Raw genomic sequence first — 15,100 nt, forward strand, 5'->3', positions numbered from 1 at the left:
CCGCGCCAAACCCCGCGTCGACAACTACGATGCAAACCCCTGGGCTCTAGATCGAAGTGCTACGAATCCTGGGGGCAGCGCACCCTGTTTCGCGTGAATAGATCTACATTCTTCGTTCTTGGCCTCCTTGCACTAGCCGGGGGCTTGATATTTCTATATGACTCTGGAGAATCTTCGGAACCGGCAGGCCGAAGGGGTGGGCTGAGGTTTGAAGATGTTGCAGGGTCTGACCCCATAGGTAGGCAGCATCCTGTAGCGCAGGATGCTTCAATACGTTCGAAAATCCAGAATGCCGAAGAGAGGAAGGCTTCGAATTCCAACAGCCTTTCCAGTTTCATTCAGAGAGCAAAGGCGTCCAGCAATCCGGAAGATAAATTGTCTGCATTGTCTGTTGCGGCTGTGTGCACATCATTCCCGCGAAATCCACCATCTTTAGACGAAATTGCGTTGGTAGGAGCGGATCAGAACGCAGAGTTGGCTGCCAAGATAAAGTCTTCCCGTGAACAACTGGAAGACATTTGCAAGAGTGGTGACTTTGAGGACTATCTCAGCTACGTTAAGGCAAACAGGGCTATTTTGACGTCGGTGACAACAAAAGTCAGAGTAACTGGCGACGGAAGTCCAGGTCGGGCGTTGAACGAGTGGGAAATTGCGCTGCTCTCCAATCCAGCGGCGTATCCAAGCGGATTGGAGAATTGGTTAAACAAGAATGTGCAAGCATTGGTCCCACCGGAAATACGCCAGAACCTGACGTTGAGGCGTCACATTTCTAACGAGCTTTATGAGCGATTGTCCGGTGATAGCAGTGGGTTACAAAACCGTGTTCGTTTGTTAAACGAGTGCGGGACCAAGTTCGTTTGCCATCCGCTCAAGCTCTCCCAAGCCGACCAACTCGCCGCTTCGGCCATCGTTGCTGAAATCGAAGGGAAGATTCGGCGCCAGCTTTGGCAGTCGCTAAGGCAGCCCAGGTGAGCGGGGGATGCCCCGAAGGCAAGCCTGAATTCCTTCGGCGTCCGCGCCTTGCTTGGCGACAACGTTGCGCGTCCACTCTGCTTCGATTTCCTTCGTCCAGTGCACGTTGATGAGCTCATCCGCATGTAGATGCATGACGAGGTCTAACATGAGACGCTGGACAGCGACCTGGCGGCTGTTGCCGCCGAGATTGAGGCGCTGCAGCCAAGCCGCGCCGCTGGTGAGCGGCAACAGCCTCGGCGCGAGAAGCTGCCGGCGCACCTGCCGCGCCGCGATGTGCGCCATGAACCCGAGAGCACGACCTGCGGCTGCGGCCAGGCCATGCAGCGCATCGGCGAGGACGTGGCCGAGAAGCTGGACTACCAGCCTGGCGTCTTCACGGTGGAGCGTCACATCCGCGGCAAGTGGGTGTGCAAGTGCTGCGAGCGGATCGTGCAGGCGCCGGTCGCCCCACACATCATCGACAAGGGCCTGCCGACGACTGGCCTGCTAGCCCAGGTGTTGGTCGCCAAGTACCTGGACCATCTGCCGCTGTACCGGCAGGAGGCCATCTTCGAGCGTGCCGGCCACGCCATCTCGCGCTCCACGCTGGCGCAGTGGGTCGGCGAGTGCGGCGTGCAACTGCAGCCGCTCGTTGACGCGCTGACCACCGAGCTGCTGCGCCAGCCGGTGCTGCATGCCGACGAGACGCCGGTGGCGATGCTCAAGCCCGCCGGCCAGCGCGACGGCAAGACCCATCGGGCCTACCTGTGGAGCTACTGCAGCACCCAGTTCAGCCCGCTGAAGGCCGTCGTCTTCGACTTCGCCGACAGCCGTGGTGGCCAGCACGCCCGTGACTTCCTCGGCTTGCCGGGAACGCCGGGCAAGCCAGCTTGGCAGGGCAAGCTCGTGTGCGATGACTTTGCCGGCTACAAGGCCTGCTTCGAGCTGGGCGTGACGGAGGCCGGCTGCATGGCGCACGCGCGGCGCAAGTTCCATGAGCTCTGGGCCAATCATGGCAGCCAGGTCGGCGAGCAGGCGCTGAAGTTCTTCGGCCAGCTCTACGAGGTGGAGCGAGCAGCGGCCAACGCCGACAGCCAAGCCAGGCTCGAAGCCCGCCGAGCAGCCCGGCCGCTGGCCGATGCACTGAACCAGTGGCTCCGGCAAAAGCGCCAGCGCGTGCCGGAGGGCTCAGCCACCGCGCGGGCCATCGACTACAGCCTCAAGCGCTGGACGGCCCTGACCCGCTACCTCGATGACGGTGACCTGCCCATCGACAACAACTGGGTGGAGAACCGCATCCGGCCCATCGCACTGGGGCGGCAGAACTGGCTGTTCGCCGGCAGCTTGCGCGCGGGCAAGAGAGCTGCGGCCGTGATGAGCCTCATCCACTCGGCCAAGCTCAATGGGCTTGATCCTCACGCCTATATGCGCGATGTGCTGGAGCGCCTGCCAACGCAGCCGGCGAGCAGGATCGCGGAGCTGCTGCCGAAGCCGGCGCGCACCACTGGCTAGAACAAGTCTGTAGCCGCCGGCAAATGAGCTTGCTCGCGAAACACGACGACAAAGTCCTTTGCCTCTGCCAGCGTTGTTGGATAGCGGACCGACTGCTTGCCGCCCGACTCGACGTTCCTGTAGACGGAGTAAAAGCGGAAGCCGTGCTCCACAAGAAACTGCACCTTCTTCCACTGAGCAATATCAGCAGACTTCGGTGCCGAGAACTTCCTGCTAAGCATCTCCATCGGGCGCCTGCACTGGGGGCAAAGTCGCGATCCTGTACTGACCGGCAACTTGAACGACTTGCGGCAACCGAAGCAGACAAACGGGAAGCGAAATGCCTGCACATGCTTCTGCTTCGGAAAACGCGAGTGATGCTGGAACTTGCCCATTACGGGGATGCTTACGAGTGCCTCAGGTCCACAAGGGTAGCCGAGCTCTTCCCCTGCGCCCATATCGAAGGTGACTTCCCCGTACGTTTACGTTGCCTTCTCCAAGAGAATCTCCATGCTCAGGCCTCACCGGCTTCGTGCCTGCGCCCGTCAGCTGGCTGTCCTTGTCTCCTTTGAGCCAGTTGCGTAGCGGTTGCTCCGAAATTCCACGAGCGTCCTGGGGGCTCAGGTGGCTAACCGCTTCTCGATCACGGAAGGTTCAAGTCGATGCCAAGCACGGAGCCCATACCGAAGGTCAGCAACAGTAGGGCGACGAGCAACAGCGCGAAGGCAATGATCACTTTCCCGGCCGCCCAAAGCACCGCACGCTGCGACTCAGGCCCCTTCTCCTTTCTCGCTTTGTCGTAGTGCCACTTGACGGCGAGAAACATTCCGATTCCGAGCACGCTTACCTTGAACGCGATGAAGACCGTGGGCACCCATTCCATGATTCCGATGCTCCAGACTCTTAATTGACGTTGTCCGTGCTGAACACGACCAGCTTGAATGTTCCGGGGACTACAAGAACACAATCCATTTTGATGACTTCCGACCAGTTGCTTGATGTTGTCTATCTTGAGGCGCCCTACCCCGCCTCAACGGCAAACGGCAGCCCTGGCGCCCTCCTTCACCACGAGGTGGCAGCCCTTTCGGCCCGTGAGCCTTGTCGGGCCGCGGCGGCGACGAATCGGCGGGCGGTTGCGGTGATCGCACCATAGTCACCGCCTGCTGCGGAACAGGTCAAAGGTCCGCCCACGCCGACAGCAACCACACCTCGTACGAACCACCCAGGGAAATTGTCGATGGTGACACCCCCGCTTGGAAGAAAAACGGCCTGCGGCAATGGCGCCGCGATGGCATCGATGTAGTTCGGTCCAAGCGATGCTGCAGGAAACATCTTGACCACATCCGCACCGGCTTCCAGGGCCGTCACGACTTCGGTCGGCGAAAAGGCGCCTGGAATCGAGACGACGCCATGTCGCGAGCACATGCGAATCACTTCGGCATTGACGGCTGGTGAGAGCAGGAATAGCGCGCCGGCCTGAATGGCAGCACTCGCGGTCTCGGGGTCCAGCACCGTTCCTGCCCCGACCACCACGCCGTCGGTTTTGGACAAAGCCGAAATCACATCCAGACCGTTCGGCGTGGTCAGCGCGATCTCCAGGCAGCGAATGCCGCCGTCTATGCACGCCTGCGCCACCTTGAGTGCGATGTCCGGTTCGTCCTCTCGAACGATGGCGATGACCTTTGAGTCTCGGATTGCGGCGAGTACGTCGAGCTTCTTCATGGTGAACTTGCTTCAGGTTTATGACGCGCGGGGCGAGTCGCTCGTCGTTGTTGTTGTTCATGCTTGGTCCCGGCGGACATGGAACCACCTCATTGGCCTAGCTCAACCCAAGCTGCCGCATGACCAGCTTCATTGCCAGGGCGGCCACCCCCAGGGCCAGCACGCTGGCAAGCCAGATGATCGTCAGCCAGCCAACTCGCCGAAGCCACAGGTGGCGGGTTGGCAAAACGGGCTGCCCTGGCATCAGTGGTACGCCTCGCCATGCCGCACCTTGCCGCGGAACACCCAATAGCTCCAAGCGGTGTACATCAGGATCATCGGGATGATGAGCAGCGCGCCGACGAGCGCAAAGCCGAGGCTCTGCGGCGGGCCGGCAGCGTCCCAGATCGATATCGACGGCGGCAATACGTTGGGCCAGAAGCTGATGCCCAGCCCGCTGTACCCGAGGAGGATCAACACCAGCGTCAGCACAAAGGGCAAGGCGTGCGTCGATTGGCGCCCCAGCGAAGTCTGAAGCCCCCAGGTCACCGCCAACACGAGCGCAGGAACTGGCGCGAACCAGATCATGCGGGGCCAGGTGAACCAGCGGTCGAGGATTGCCTGATGCGCCAGCGGCGTCCAGATGCTGATGGCGACGATGACCGCCAGCAGCGCCCATGACAACCGGTACGAGACACGTCGCATGCGTGCCTGCAGTGCCCCCTCGGTCTTCATCACGAGCCAGGTGCTGCCCAACAGCGCATACGCCACGATGAGTCCCAGGCCGACAAATACAGAAAACGGTGACAGCCAGTCGAAGGCACCACCGACGAAGTTGCCGTCTTGCACTGCAAAGCCGTCGATGAAGGCGCCCAGCGTGACGCCTTGGAAGAACGTTGCCAGCAGCGAGCCGCCGGCGAACGACTTGTCCCACACCCTGCGCTTGCCGGCCGGGACCTTGAAGCGGAACTCGAACGCCACGCCCCGGAAGATGAGCCCCACCAACATCAGGATCAGCGGCAAATACAAGGCACTGAGGATGACCGAGTACGCCACGGGAAATGCCGCCAGCAGGCCCGCGCCGCCCAGCACCAGCCAGGTCTCGTTGCCGTCCCAGACCGGGGCGACCGTGTTCATCATCAGATCGCGGTCATCCTTCGGATCGACGACCAGGAACAGCAGTCCGATGCCGAGGTCGAACCCGTCCATGATGACGTACATCATGACCCCGAACAGGATGATGATGGCCCAGATGAGAGGGAGGTCGATGCCCATCACTGGTCTCCTCGTTGGTTTGCAGGCGATGCCCCTTCAAGTTGCTCCGGTGCGCCGGACAGTGGGCGCATCGGCTGCCGCATTTCGCCGGGGCCACCTTCCACCGGATGAGCACGCTCCCCGGTGTGCGGCCCCTTGCCGATGATGCGCAGCAGGTAGACGGTTCCGGTGCCGAAGACGAAGAGGTACACGACCACGAAGATGGCCAAGCTGACGGCAAGCTGCTCGAAGCTGTGAGCGGACACCGCGTCCCTGGTGCGCATGACGCCGTAGACCACCCACGGCTGGCGCCCGACTTCCGTGGTGATCCACCCGGCCAGGATGGCGATCAAGCCCGCCGGGCCCATCGCCAGTGCGAAGCGCAGCAATGGCTTTGACGAGTGAAGGCGGCCGCGCAGGTACGTGACCAGAGCCAAGATGCCCAGAAGGATCATCAGCAAGCCCAGCCCGACCATGACCCGGAAGCTCCAGAAAACGACCGTGGCGTTCGGCCGATCCTCGGGTGGGAACTCCTTCAAGGCAGGGAACTGACCGTCCAGGGTGTGCGTCAATAGCAGGCTGCCCAGATTGGGGATCTCAATCGCATGCCGCGTGATTTCCGCTTGCATGTCCGGAACGCCGAACAGGATCAGCGGCACGGCCTCGCCAGGTTTGTTCTCCCAGTGGCCTTCGATGGCCGCAAGCTTGGCCGGCTGATGCTCAAGCGTGTTGAGCCCATGAAAGTCGCCGATGACCGCTTGAATCGGCGCGGTGACCAGCACCATGCCCATCGCCATCTTCAACATGGTTCTCACTGGGGCGCTGTCGCGTCCCCTGAGCAAATGCCAGGCCGCCGACGCACCGACCATCAGCGCCGTCGACAGGAACGCTGCCACGACCATATGCAGAAGACGGTACGGGAACGACGGGTTGAAGATGACGGCCAGCCAGTCGACAGGCACCACCCGGCCGTCGATGATTTCGTGTCCCTGCGGCGTCTGCATCCAGCTGTTGGACGCCAGAATCCATGTGGCGGAAATCAGTGTGCCGAGGGCCACGAATACGGTCGACATGAAGTGCAACCCAGGCCCGACACGACGCAGGCCGAAGAGCATCACCCCGAGGAAACCGGCCTCCAGGAAGAACGCCGTCAGCACTTCATAGGTCAGCAGCGGGCCCGTGATGCCGCCAGCGAACTTCGAGAAGCCGCTCCAGTTCGTGCCGAACTGGTAGGCCATCACCAAGCCCGACACCACGCCCATGCCGAACGCGACGGCGAAGACCTTGATCCAGAAGTGATACAGGTCGTCATAGACCTGGTGCTTCGTCTTCAGCCACAAGCCTTCCAGCACGGCCAGATAGCTGGCCAATCCGATGGTGAGGGCCGGAAAGACGATGTGGAAGGAGATGGTGAAGGCGAACTGGATGCGCGCCAACAGCAAGGCGTCTATGGACATGGGTGCTCCTTGGCGGGCCTCACGACGTGATCACCATCGCAGTCATGGCGTAGTGCCGCATTCCCAGCTCCCGCTGCTCAGCTGAAGGTGCGGACGGCAACGTTGACCATCGTCCAAACCAAAAGGCAGAACAAACCGGCAATCGAGATGCCAACAGCGATCAGAACGCCCGGCTTGACCCGGGCGAGCTCCTGGTCAGCACCCGCCCGTCGGCGGATGCCGAAGAAGCTCCACAAGATCATTCGTGCGTAGCTCAGCAGGGACATGGCGACCTCTCTTTCGAACCGTCAGTGTGCGCTTGGCGATTTCAGAAAAACAGATTCAGATTTGAAGAGAAACACCGGATCAGATGAGCGTCTGAGGGGGCTTTCACAGAGATATGGCGGCAGCCCATACAGTGCACTCGTCCGAGGCCATGGGCCGTATCAGCACACCGCATGAAGCGCTATGAAATCCTTGCCGATCACGTGATGGCGTCCATCGCTGCAGGGCAGTTGCGCCCTGGAGACCGGCTGCCGTCGGTCCGCGAGGCGAGCAAGGACCGCGGCGTCAGCCCATCCACCGTTTTCGAGGCGTACTACCTGCTGGAGGCCCGCGGTCTGATCGAAGCCCGGCCGCGGTCCGGCTACTTCGTCAGCCAGGCGGCCATCCCCCATCCGGAACCTGGCGCGTCGGCCCCGAAGACCGAGGAGCACAACGTCGAGGTGTCGGAGCTGGTGTTCCAGGTCCTCGGGCTGTCGCGCAACCGGGCCGTCGTTCCGCTTGGTTCTGCATTCCCGAGCCCTACCCTGTTCCCGCTTGGCAAGCTGTCGCTCGCCCTGGGCAAGGCGGTGCGTGGACTGGACCCGTGGCGCACCGTGGAGGACTTGTCGCCAGGCAGCGCCGAGCTGCGGCGCCAGATCGGCCTGCGCTACCTTGGCGCCGAGTGCAAGGTCGACGCCGACGAGCTCATCATCACCAACGGCGCGATGGAGGCCTTGAATCTGTGCCTGGAGGCCGTCACGAAGCCCGGCGACCTGGTCGCCATCGAGTCGCCGGCCTTTTACGGCGCCTTGCAGGCGCTCGAGCGCCGCGGACTCAAAGCCGTCGAAGTGGCGACCCATGCGCGCACCGGCGTCGACGTGGCAGCGCTGGCGGCCGTCATTGAGCGCCATCCGGTCAAGGCATGCTGGCTGATGCCGAACTTCCAGAACCCCTTGGGCAGCTTGATGCCTGATGCAGCCAAGGCCGCGCTGGTGGCGCTGCTTGCGGGGCGCGAGATTCCGCTCATCGAGGACGATGTGTACGGCGAGCTGTACTTCGGTTCGCGCCCCCGCCCTGCCAAGGCCTGGGACAAAGCCGGCCTGGTGCTGCACTGCAGTTCGTTCTCGAAGTCGCTGGCACCGGGCTTTCGCGTTGGCTGGGCGGCCGCTGGCCGGTTTGCCCGCGACGTCGGTCGTCGCAAGCTCATGAGCTCACTGGCCGCGCCGGTGCCGATGCAGGAAGGCCTGAGCGAGTACCTCCGGCGGGGCGGATACGACCGGCACTTGCGGCAGCTTCGTCAAGCCCTCGTTGCGAACCGCCAGGCCGTGCTGAGGACCATCGCCAAGTGCTTTCCTCCAGGCACCCGCGTCACGCAGCCGGAGGGCGGATACTGCGTCTGGGTCGAGCTGCCCGCCCAGATTGACGCGCTCGAACTGCACCGGGTCGCCCTGTCTCATGACATCAGCATTGCGCCGGGGCATCTGTTCTCTGCCGACCACCGTTTCACACACCACCTGCGGCTCAACTTCGGTCATCCTGACAACAAACAGGTCGATGGCGCGCTGAGAACCTTGGGCCAGATTGCAAAGGCGCTTGCATGAACTGGCGCCCATCAATTGAAGGGCTAGCGGCTTGGGTGGCGAGGCACTCACCTTGTTCGATGGGGCTCCTCCCGTCGCTCCCTGAGACCGAGCCCCGCGTCAGTACGGGGCTGCCAGCTTCTCAAACGTCATCGGATTGAAGTCGAAGAGCAACTTGCTCTTGCCAAGACCTTCATCCTCGACGCGCCCGCCGTACAGCACGCCCTCTTCGGCCCAGATGACGCGCCCTCCGTCGACCTCAGCCCATTCCCAGTTCGGCAAGGCGACGACATCTTCCGTGCGCGCGTTGAAGAGCTGGTGCTCATCGAAGTAGCACCCCTTGCCTACCGGGTGATGCATGGTGGCGTGAGCGAGTTTGCGCAGGCGCCAGTGCGTGTTGATGCGTCGCTCAAACATCGTCACCGTGCCTCCGGCGCTATCTGGCGCCGTGTACTTCATCGTCCAGCCGTCGCGCTGCAGGCGCACGTAGTACACCCCGGGGCACTCGCCGCCGTACTGCTCGTGCCACGGATACGGCGCCGCACGTTGGATGCGTGCGTCATCCTCAAGCACGTCGTGTCCGTGGCCGTCGTTGACCCAGAGCTCCTTGCTCGACGCGAACAGACCTCCCCCGTGCCAGCAGTCGCCCTTCGCCAGCAACGTCAGGGCCTTCAGGTACGGCGCCTTCGAGACTGCCGTCCAGGCGCCTCGTGTCCGAGAGTCCCAACGGCCATTCATCGCGAAGTAGACGAGGTGCTTGCCGTCCGGCGACAGGTCGCAGCGCCGCTCGTAGATGCGCCCGTAGAGCCACTGCCCCACCTTGAATCGGTCGGTCACCCTGTCCCAGCCAACGAGCGCGGTGTGGCGGCTGGGGCCTCGGCGGATGACGACCGCCGTCGATGCGTCGCGCGCCAGGAGAACGTGAAGACGGGCGGGATGAGCTCGGGACACGAGTAAAAAGGGCTGGTGCCGGCGCCCCCTGAAGGGGCTTGAGATTTTCCAATGAAATCAATGGCTTGCCGCGCTGCGGAAAGCAGGTTGCGAACATACCACTGACCGTCTGGCAACGCTTGCACTGTGGGGCACGCCACGCCATGACTTGCAACTGTGTTTCCGGTCATTGACGGGTAGTGCATATCACCCGGATTGCCACACCTGGATCCACAACTGTGTGGATTCGCCTCGTAGTGGGCGCGGCGACAGTTCGGCCGCCAAAAATCCTAGGGAGATCACCGTGCCGCGAAGCCACCTTTTGAAGTGCCGCATCCATCCTTTGGCGGCCGCCGTGCTCGCTAGCCTGTGCCTCGCCGCAATGGCAGCCCGTGCGGACGAGCAGACGGACCAGGCCAAGGCCCAGGCCGACTACTTGGAGCAGCTCGCACGGCAAGCCAAGGCGAACGCCGATATCGCTGCGCAGTCCGCAGCTGCAGCGAACGCGGATGCCAGTGCGCAGCTCGCGCTCACCAAAGCCCAGACCGATGCCGACAAGGCCAAGCTGGATCTGCTCAAGGCGTCGATTCCAGACTTCAGCAGCTACAAGAAGGATGCGACGGCCGCACCCAACCTCGCGGCCACGGCCGACATGATGGCGGCCATTGCAGCGAAGAAGCTGGGCACGACCATCGCTGCGCAAGTCAACAAGGAAGTGAAAGCGTCAGCGTGCCGCACGGGCCTCCCTGTGCGCAAAGCTGAGGTGCAGCCCAATCCCCTGGAGGAACTGCAGCCGGAGCGGCCGCTGGTGAAGGAAGCCGTCAAAGTGGCTGCCGAGTCGGATGTCATCCTCATCTCCGACCCCAACACGGTCAATCAGGCGATCGACGCCTTCACGTCGATTCGAAACAGCATCGGACTCGCAACTTTCCAGGTCAAGGCGGCCAAAGAACAGCTGAACCAGGCCAGCGGCAATGTTCAGTTTGAATTGAAGGTCGTCGCACCCCAAACGCTGATGGTGGCCCTCCAGTTCACCGCCGCGATCTCGTCGGCGCTACGGCCGAGCTACAGCTTCGGCACTCAGAGCGTCGGGGACACCTTCGGCGAACTGCTGAAGGGCGAGGTGGAGGCCCAGATGACGGTCCCGCGGCTGGACCCTTCGGCGATCGTCGTCAACACGGCCGCGAAGTCGCAGACTGCCGGTCTGTACCTAAAGCTGCTTGAGGAGATCGAGGACGCCCGCAAGGCCATCGAAGTGGCCCATAAGGCGATCGCCGCGAAGAAGAGAAGCTCGGAAGCGGCAAAGGGCGACAACGCTGATACCAAGGCGAAGAAGAAAAAGCTCGCCGATGAGGCTGACGCGCTCGCCGCACTGGTGAAGGTCGTCTCAGGCATTCTCGATCAGGGCGTCGCATTCGGCCTGAAGGTCAACACGCCCGATGCGGCTGGCAACTCACCGCTGATCCTGGCGGCGCGCGGAGAAGCCGTCAGTGACTTGGTGTCCACTCGGTGCACCCTGACTCTCAAGATCACGCCGGTGGCGGCCCATGCGGACACCATCGTGCGCCAGCCTGGACCGCTGGCCATCTTCTCGTCGCTGCGGATCTGGATGAACAGCACCGCTACCGCCCGCTGGCAGTTGTTCAATCAGAGCGGCCTGCTGGTCAAAGCCAATACGGTGGTGAGTGATCCGAGGGATCGGCCAGTCGAGATCAATCTGTATGGCGACGTCAACTACTGGGACGGCAGCAAAGCGGCGAAGGAGGCCGGCATGGGCCCGTGACACAGGCACATGCGCGGCTGCTGGCATGATCGACGTTCCATGCCGGTCCTTGGGCGCGCGCCGCCGGACAGATGGCTTGGAGATGTTCAAGGACCTGGTCGACGATTCGCTCGTCAAGCCCAATGAGGACTGCGGTCGAGGTACGCCTTTTGGGTGCCCTCTTCCTGCTTGGACGTTGTCGTCCGCCTCATTCAAATCGCTCGTCCAAGTGACTGCGGTTCTGGGGCCGAGTTCCCCACCGGGATGCGTGGCGATCGCGGCGATCCCGCTTGACAGCTAGCTAGAGAACCGGGGCAGTGAAACGGCCGGCCGTTGCGGGCCGGCCCTGACTTCAGTTGCCGCCGCGCAGGTTCTGCACCTGGAACAGCCTGGGCGGGTTTTGCTTGGCATCGACCTGTCCCTTGAACTGCCCGGTCGTGCAGTGCTTGGACTGCACGTCGATCATCGAGAACGAATCGTCAATCGCGATGCCGGTGCCCTTGTTGATCGGCAGATGGAAGTCCGGATGCGACTTGCCGATGGTCCAGCTCTTCCACAGTTCGCCCTTGCGATCGTAGATCAGCGTGCGGTTGATGTTGTAGACCTGGGCGTCGATGTGGAAGACGCGCTTGCTGATGGGATGTGCGCCGTTCACGGGCTCGGCCTCCAGCACATAGATCTTGCGCAACTGCCAGGTGATGTTGGGGAAGCAGCCGCCCTGCCCTCCGAAGTCCACAAACTTGTAGCCATCGGCCTGCTTGAACTCGTCCGTCAACACCAGTTCGTTGTGGTTGTAGTAGGGCATCAGGATGTTCTTGGTGCCCTTGTAGGTCCACTTCATGTCGGACACGCGGCCGTTGTAGCCCTCGAAGTCCTCGATCATCAGATCGGAGCCGAGGAAGGCATCGGTGGCCTGGCCCGTGGCGAGGCGCCGCACACGGCGCTGGAAGCCAAGGTAGAGGTAGGCGTCGTCGAACTTCAGGTCGTCGTCGTAGCGCTGTATCAGCAGCTGGGTGTTCTTCAGGTCCTGCGGCTCCTGCACCTGCACGTAGATGCCACGGAACAGCTCCGACGGATTGGGGGTCACCTCAGGCACCGGCGCGTCCTGCACGCGGTGGCGAAAGTTCAGGAAGTGGAAGTCGAACTTGATCGTGCGCTCGACCTGCCCGCTGGTCATGTTGCGGTACTTCCAGAAGAAGGGGTCAATGGCGGCGTTGTCGCCCCAGTTGATGCCGTACTTGAAGTTCCAGGCGATCTTCTCGCCCGCGCGCGGGTCGTCGGCACGCGGCTCCTCGGGAAAGGGGCGCCCTGCTTCGAAGCCGCTGATCTCGCCATTCTTGGCGCCCAGCTTGGTCTTGTTCAACCCTTTGCGGGTCGCCTCGACATATGCCTTGTTGAGCGAGAACTGCGTCGTCGGGCCCACCTTGATCTCGGTCCAGCCGTTCTTCACCGCCAGGTACATACCGGCGTCGAGGGCGTCCTTGAACTGCTCGACGTTGGCCTTGCTGATCACGGTGCCGACGGCGAGGCCGGGGAAGCTCGGAAAACCGTGCTTGTAGGGATTGAACGAGGCCTCGAGATCGGCCTCGGTGGCGGCCAGCGCGCCGGCCGCCATGCTCGAGGCGGCGAGGGAAAGGATCATTCGCTTCATCTGGGTCTCCTGAGTCAGAACTGGTAGCGGGCGGTGAAATACAGCTCGTTCTCTTTCCAGGCCGAGCCGATGGGGCCGGCGCGGAAGCGCCCGAGGGGTTCGAGGCCGCCGAGGCCGCGCGAGTAGGCGGTCATCGCGTCCGCGTCGCCGAAGGGGCTCGTGAACGGCGGCCAGGGGTTGCAGGAGCGGCAGTCGTCGTACTTCCATCGCTCCTCGTTGCTGCGTGTCTTGAAGTTGCCGCCCAAGCTCAGCTTGAACTTGTTGCTGACCAGCCAGTCGATCTGAGGCGACATCACCAGCGCACGGGCGCGCACGTCGTAGGCCGTGATGAGCTGCGGGCTGACGCGGTCATTGGCGAGGAAAGCCTTGATCAGCAGCGTCGCGGTGACGTTGTCCTTCCAGTCGGGCATGCCAACGGTGCCGAGGGCATCCTGGCGCTGCTCGTGGTCGAAGATGTGCTGGTAGAACAGCTGAGCCGAGATCAGCGTCGTGCGATTCGGATTGATGAAGGGGATGAAGGTGGGCCGGTCAAAGCCGATCACCGAGCGCCAGACCTTGTTCTTCGAATACAGCTCGGGCCGCGCCGTGTTGGCGAATTCCTCGCCCTGGGTCAGCGCCCCCTCAACGCGCACGGCAGCCTTGGCCGCTTCCCACTGCAGGTCCAGGGAACCGCCGATCATGTTGACGCGCGGATAAGCAACGTCGAAGGCGATCAGGAAGGGGCAATGGCCCGCAGCATCCTTGCAAGGCTGACCGGTGAAGGCGTTCTGCGCAGCCTTGCCGCCGTGCAGAGACGGCAGTTGCGATCGGTAGCTCAGCGCGTTCAGCGAAAAGGACAGACCGCCCTGTGTCACACCCTCGTACTTGATGCCGACCTGCGTGTTCTGCAGGTTCCACTTCGGCAGGTCCACGCTGCGGATGCCGATCTGGCCGGGCCCGAAGTCAGTGGACAGCAGCACACCGGGGCCGACGTTGGCGAAGTTGGACACCGTGCCGCCGTTGTCCCAGAGGTTCTTCATGCCGCGGAAGAAGCAGCCGGCGTCCAGGATGGTGTTGGCTGTGCCGCACTGCCCAAGGTTGTTGGGCCGGAACTTGTCGACATTCCAGATCAGCTGCAGGTTGCGGTCCTGCATGCTCTCGCTGGATCCCATGCGCCATTCGGCCTGGGCAATCCACATCGGAATGCGAATGTCCTGCAGCTCGTCGTAGATGTTGTTGCGCGAGTAGTCGACGGGATTGACGACGTCGAGCACCCGGAAGAGGTCGGTACGGCCCCAGACGACCTGCTGTCGGCCCAGCTTCAGAAAGAGCTGCTGGCCGGCATCCAGGTCGACGGACTTGGTCACATAGAGCTCGCGCAACGCGTCGGCGCGGTTGTTGAACTCCGGTGACTCGAGCTGGCTGCGGGTCTTGTTTCCATAGCCTCCGAAGTCCGCGCAGCCGCGGCCGTCGACGTCACAAGGGCGCACCGGCACAGCGAACTCGACGCCGCCGTTCTGCGTGGAATGCCAGCGGTCGCCAAGCAGACGCAGGCCTTCGTTGGGGTTGTAGTTCGGCGCGGCTGGGTTGGTCGAATTGAAGCCGAAGGTGTTGGTGGTCAGGCCCAGGCTGTTCACCACGGCCCGGTTCACGGCGCCGCCGCCGTGCGGCAGCGGCGGCGGCCCGCCGGTGGACTGCAGCAGCACGCTGCCGCCGGCGCGATTGCCGTACTGGTCGTCGTTGAGGCGGTAGACGCCGTCATGGCTGCCGCGCAGGATGCTGTGCAAGGCCCAACCGCCGGCGAGCTTCTTGTCGACCTCGACCTGCAGCGTGTTGCGGAACTTGGACAGCCCGACGCTCTGTCCGGTGGCGTCCTTGCCGCGCACGCGGGTGTCGTTCTCATAGTAGACATCGACCTTCCAGGGGCCGGGCCCCGACTGGGAAACGACGTTCAGTGTCTCGGCCTCGCTGTTGACGCTGGCGTGGGTTGAAGCGTCAGCGGGCTGTTGCGCGAATGCAGGCCCGGCCAGGCCGGCGAGCAGGCTCAGCCCCAGCGGCCAACGCCGCCATGGGTGGTTGCATGTCATCAATGTCTCCT

At 62.8% G+C, this 15,100-nt stretch carries 13 protein-coding genes and 1 pseudogene; 4 read left to right on the forward strand and 10 right to left on the reverse strand.

Annotation, left to right across the window (positions count from 1 at the left end; translation table 11 throughout):
- Window positions 1-972 (forward strand): hypothetical protein (locus tag VGF12_RS13280; RefSeq protein ID WP_331176510.1); only part of this gene is annotated, 972 nt, incomplete at its 5' end.
- Window positions 973-1,122: 150 nt separating this feature from the next.
- Window positions 1,123-2,466: pseudogene (tnpC, locus tag VGF12_RS13285) on the forward strand (IS66 family transposase); the annotation flags it as partial.
- Here the strand turns inward: tnpC and VGF12_RS13290 are convergent.
- From VGF12_RS13290 to VGF12_RS13320, 7 genes are all read right to left on the reverse strand, one after another.
- Complete coding sequence (locus VGF12_RS13290; protein WP_331176511.1) at window positions 2,463-2,840, reverse strand: hypothetical protein; 378 nt, start codon at window positions 2,838-2,840, stop codon at window positions 2,463-2,465. The pseudogene tnpC and the gene VGF12_RS13290 sit on opposite strands and share 4 nt — an antisense overlap.
- 248 nt (window positions 2,841-3,088) lie before the next feature.
- A complete protein-coding gene (locus tag VGF12_RS13295; protein WP_331176512.1) occupies window positions 3,089-3,328 on the reverse strand; it encodes a hypothetical protein in 240 nt (79 codons plus the stop codon).
- Between the two features lie 179 nt (window positions 3,329-3,507).
- The gene (locus VGF12_RS13300; RefSeq protein ID WP_331176513.1) at window positions 3,508-4,167 is read right to left on the reverse strand and encodes a bifunctional 4-hydroxy-2-oxoglutarate aldolase/2-dehydro-3-deoxy-phosphogluconate aldolase; all 660 of its coding nucleotides are present in this window, start codon (window positions 4,165-4,167) and stop codon (window positions 3,508-3,510) included.
- A 97-nt stretch (window positions 4,168-4,264) separates the two neighbouring features.
- Window positions 4,265-4,411, reverse strand: a complete 147-nt coding sequence (locus VGF12_RS13305) for a DUF2474 domain-containing protein (protein ID WP_331176514.1) — start codon at window positions 4,409-4,411, stop codon at window positions 4,265-4,267.
- Window positions 4,411-5,421, reverse strand: a complete 1,011-nt coding sequence (gene cydB, locus VGF12_RS13310; protein ID WP_331176515.1) for a cytochrome d ubiquinol oxidase subunit II — start codon at window positions 5,419-5,421, stop codon at window positions 4,411-4,413. Before cydB ends, VGF12_RS13305 begins: the two co-directional genes overlap by 1 nt.
- Window positions 5,421-6,857 carry a cytochrome ubiquinol oxidase subunit I gene (locus VGF12_RS13315; protein WP_331176516.1) on the reverse strand — a complete coding sequence of 479 codons (1,437 nt, stop codon included), beginning with the start codon at window positions 6,855-6,857 and terminating at the stop codon, window positions 5,421-5,423. The genes cydB and VGF12_RS13315 overlap by 1 nt, the downstream gene beginning before the upstream one ends.
- A 77-nt stretch (window positions 6,858-6,934) precedes the next feature.
- Entirely contained in the window at window positions 6,935-7,123 is a 189-nt protein-coding gene (locus VGF12_RS13320; protein ID WP_331176517.1) for a DUF2970 domain-containing protein, read from the reverse strand.
- A 171-nt stretch (window positions 7,124-7,294) separates the two neighbouring features.
- Between VGF12_RS13320 and VGF12_RS13325 the strand changes: the two genes are divergently transcribed.
- Window positions 7,295-8,701, forward strand: a complete 1,407-nt coding sequence (locus VGF12_RS13325) for a PLP-dependent aminotransferase family protein (protein ID WP_331176518.1) — start codon at window positions 7,295-7,297, stop codon at window positions 8,699-8,701.
- A 99-nt stretch (window positions 8,702-8,800) separates the two neighbouring features.
- On the opposite strand, the gene VGF12_RS13330 is transcribed toward VGF12_RS13325, so the two are convergent.
- Entirely contained in the window at window positions 8,801-9,517 is a 717-nt protein-coding gene (locus tag VGF12_RS13330) for a hypothetical protein (RefSeq protein ID WP_331176519.1), read from the reverse strand.
- A 397-nt stretch (window positions 9,518-9,914) separates the two neighbouring features.
- On the opposite strand from VGF12_RS13330, the gene VGF12_RS13335 reads away from it, so the two are divergent.
- Complete coding sequence (locus tag VGF12_RS13335; protein ID WP_331176520.1) at window positions 9,915-11,393, forward strand: hypothetical protein; 1,479 nt, start codon at window positions 9,915-9,917, stop codon at window positions 11,391-11,393.
- Between the two features lie 331 nt (window positions 11,394-11,724).
- Here VGF12_RS13335 and VGF12_RS13340 read toward each other — a convergent pair whose 3' ends face one another.
- Complete coding sequence (locus VGF12_RS13340; protein ID WP_331176521.1) at window positions 11,725-13,023, reverse strand: DUF1329 domain-containing protein; 1,299 nt, start codon at window positions 13,021-13,023, stop codon at window positions 11,725-11,727.
- 14 nt (window positions 13,024-13,037) lie between these two features.
- Window positions 13,038-15,089: a DUF1302 family protein gene (locus VGF12_RS13345; RefSeq protein ID WP_331176522.1), complete on the reverse strand. Its 2,052-nt coding sequence runs from the start codon at window positions 15,087-15,089 to the stop codon at window positions 13,038-13,040.
- Between the last annotated feature and the right edge of the window lie 11 nt (window positions 15,090-15,100).

Source organism: Roseateles sp., assembly GCF_036404855.1.
Lineage (GTDB): Bacteria > Pseudomonadota > Gammaproteobacteria > Burkholderiales > Burkholderiaceae_C > Pelomonas.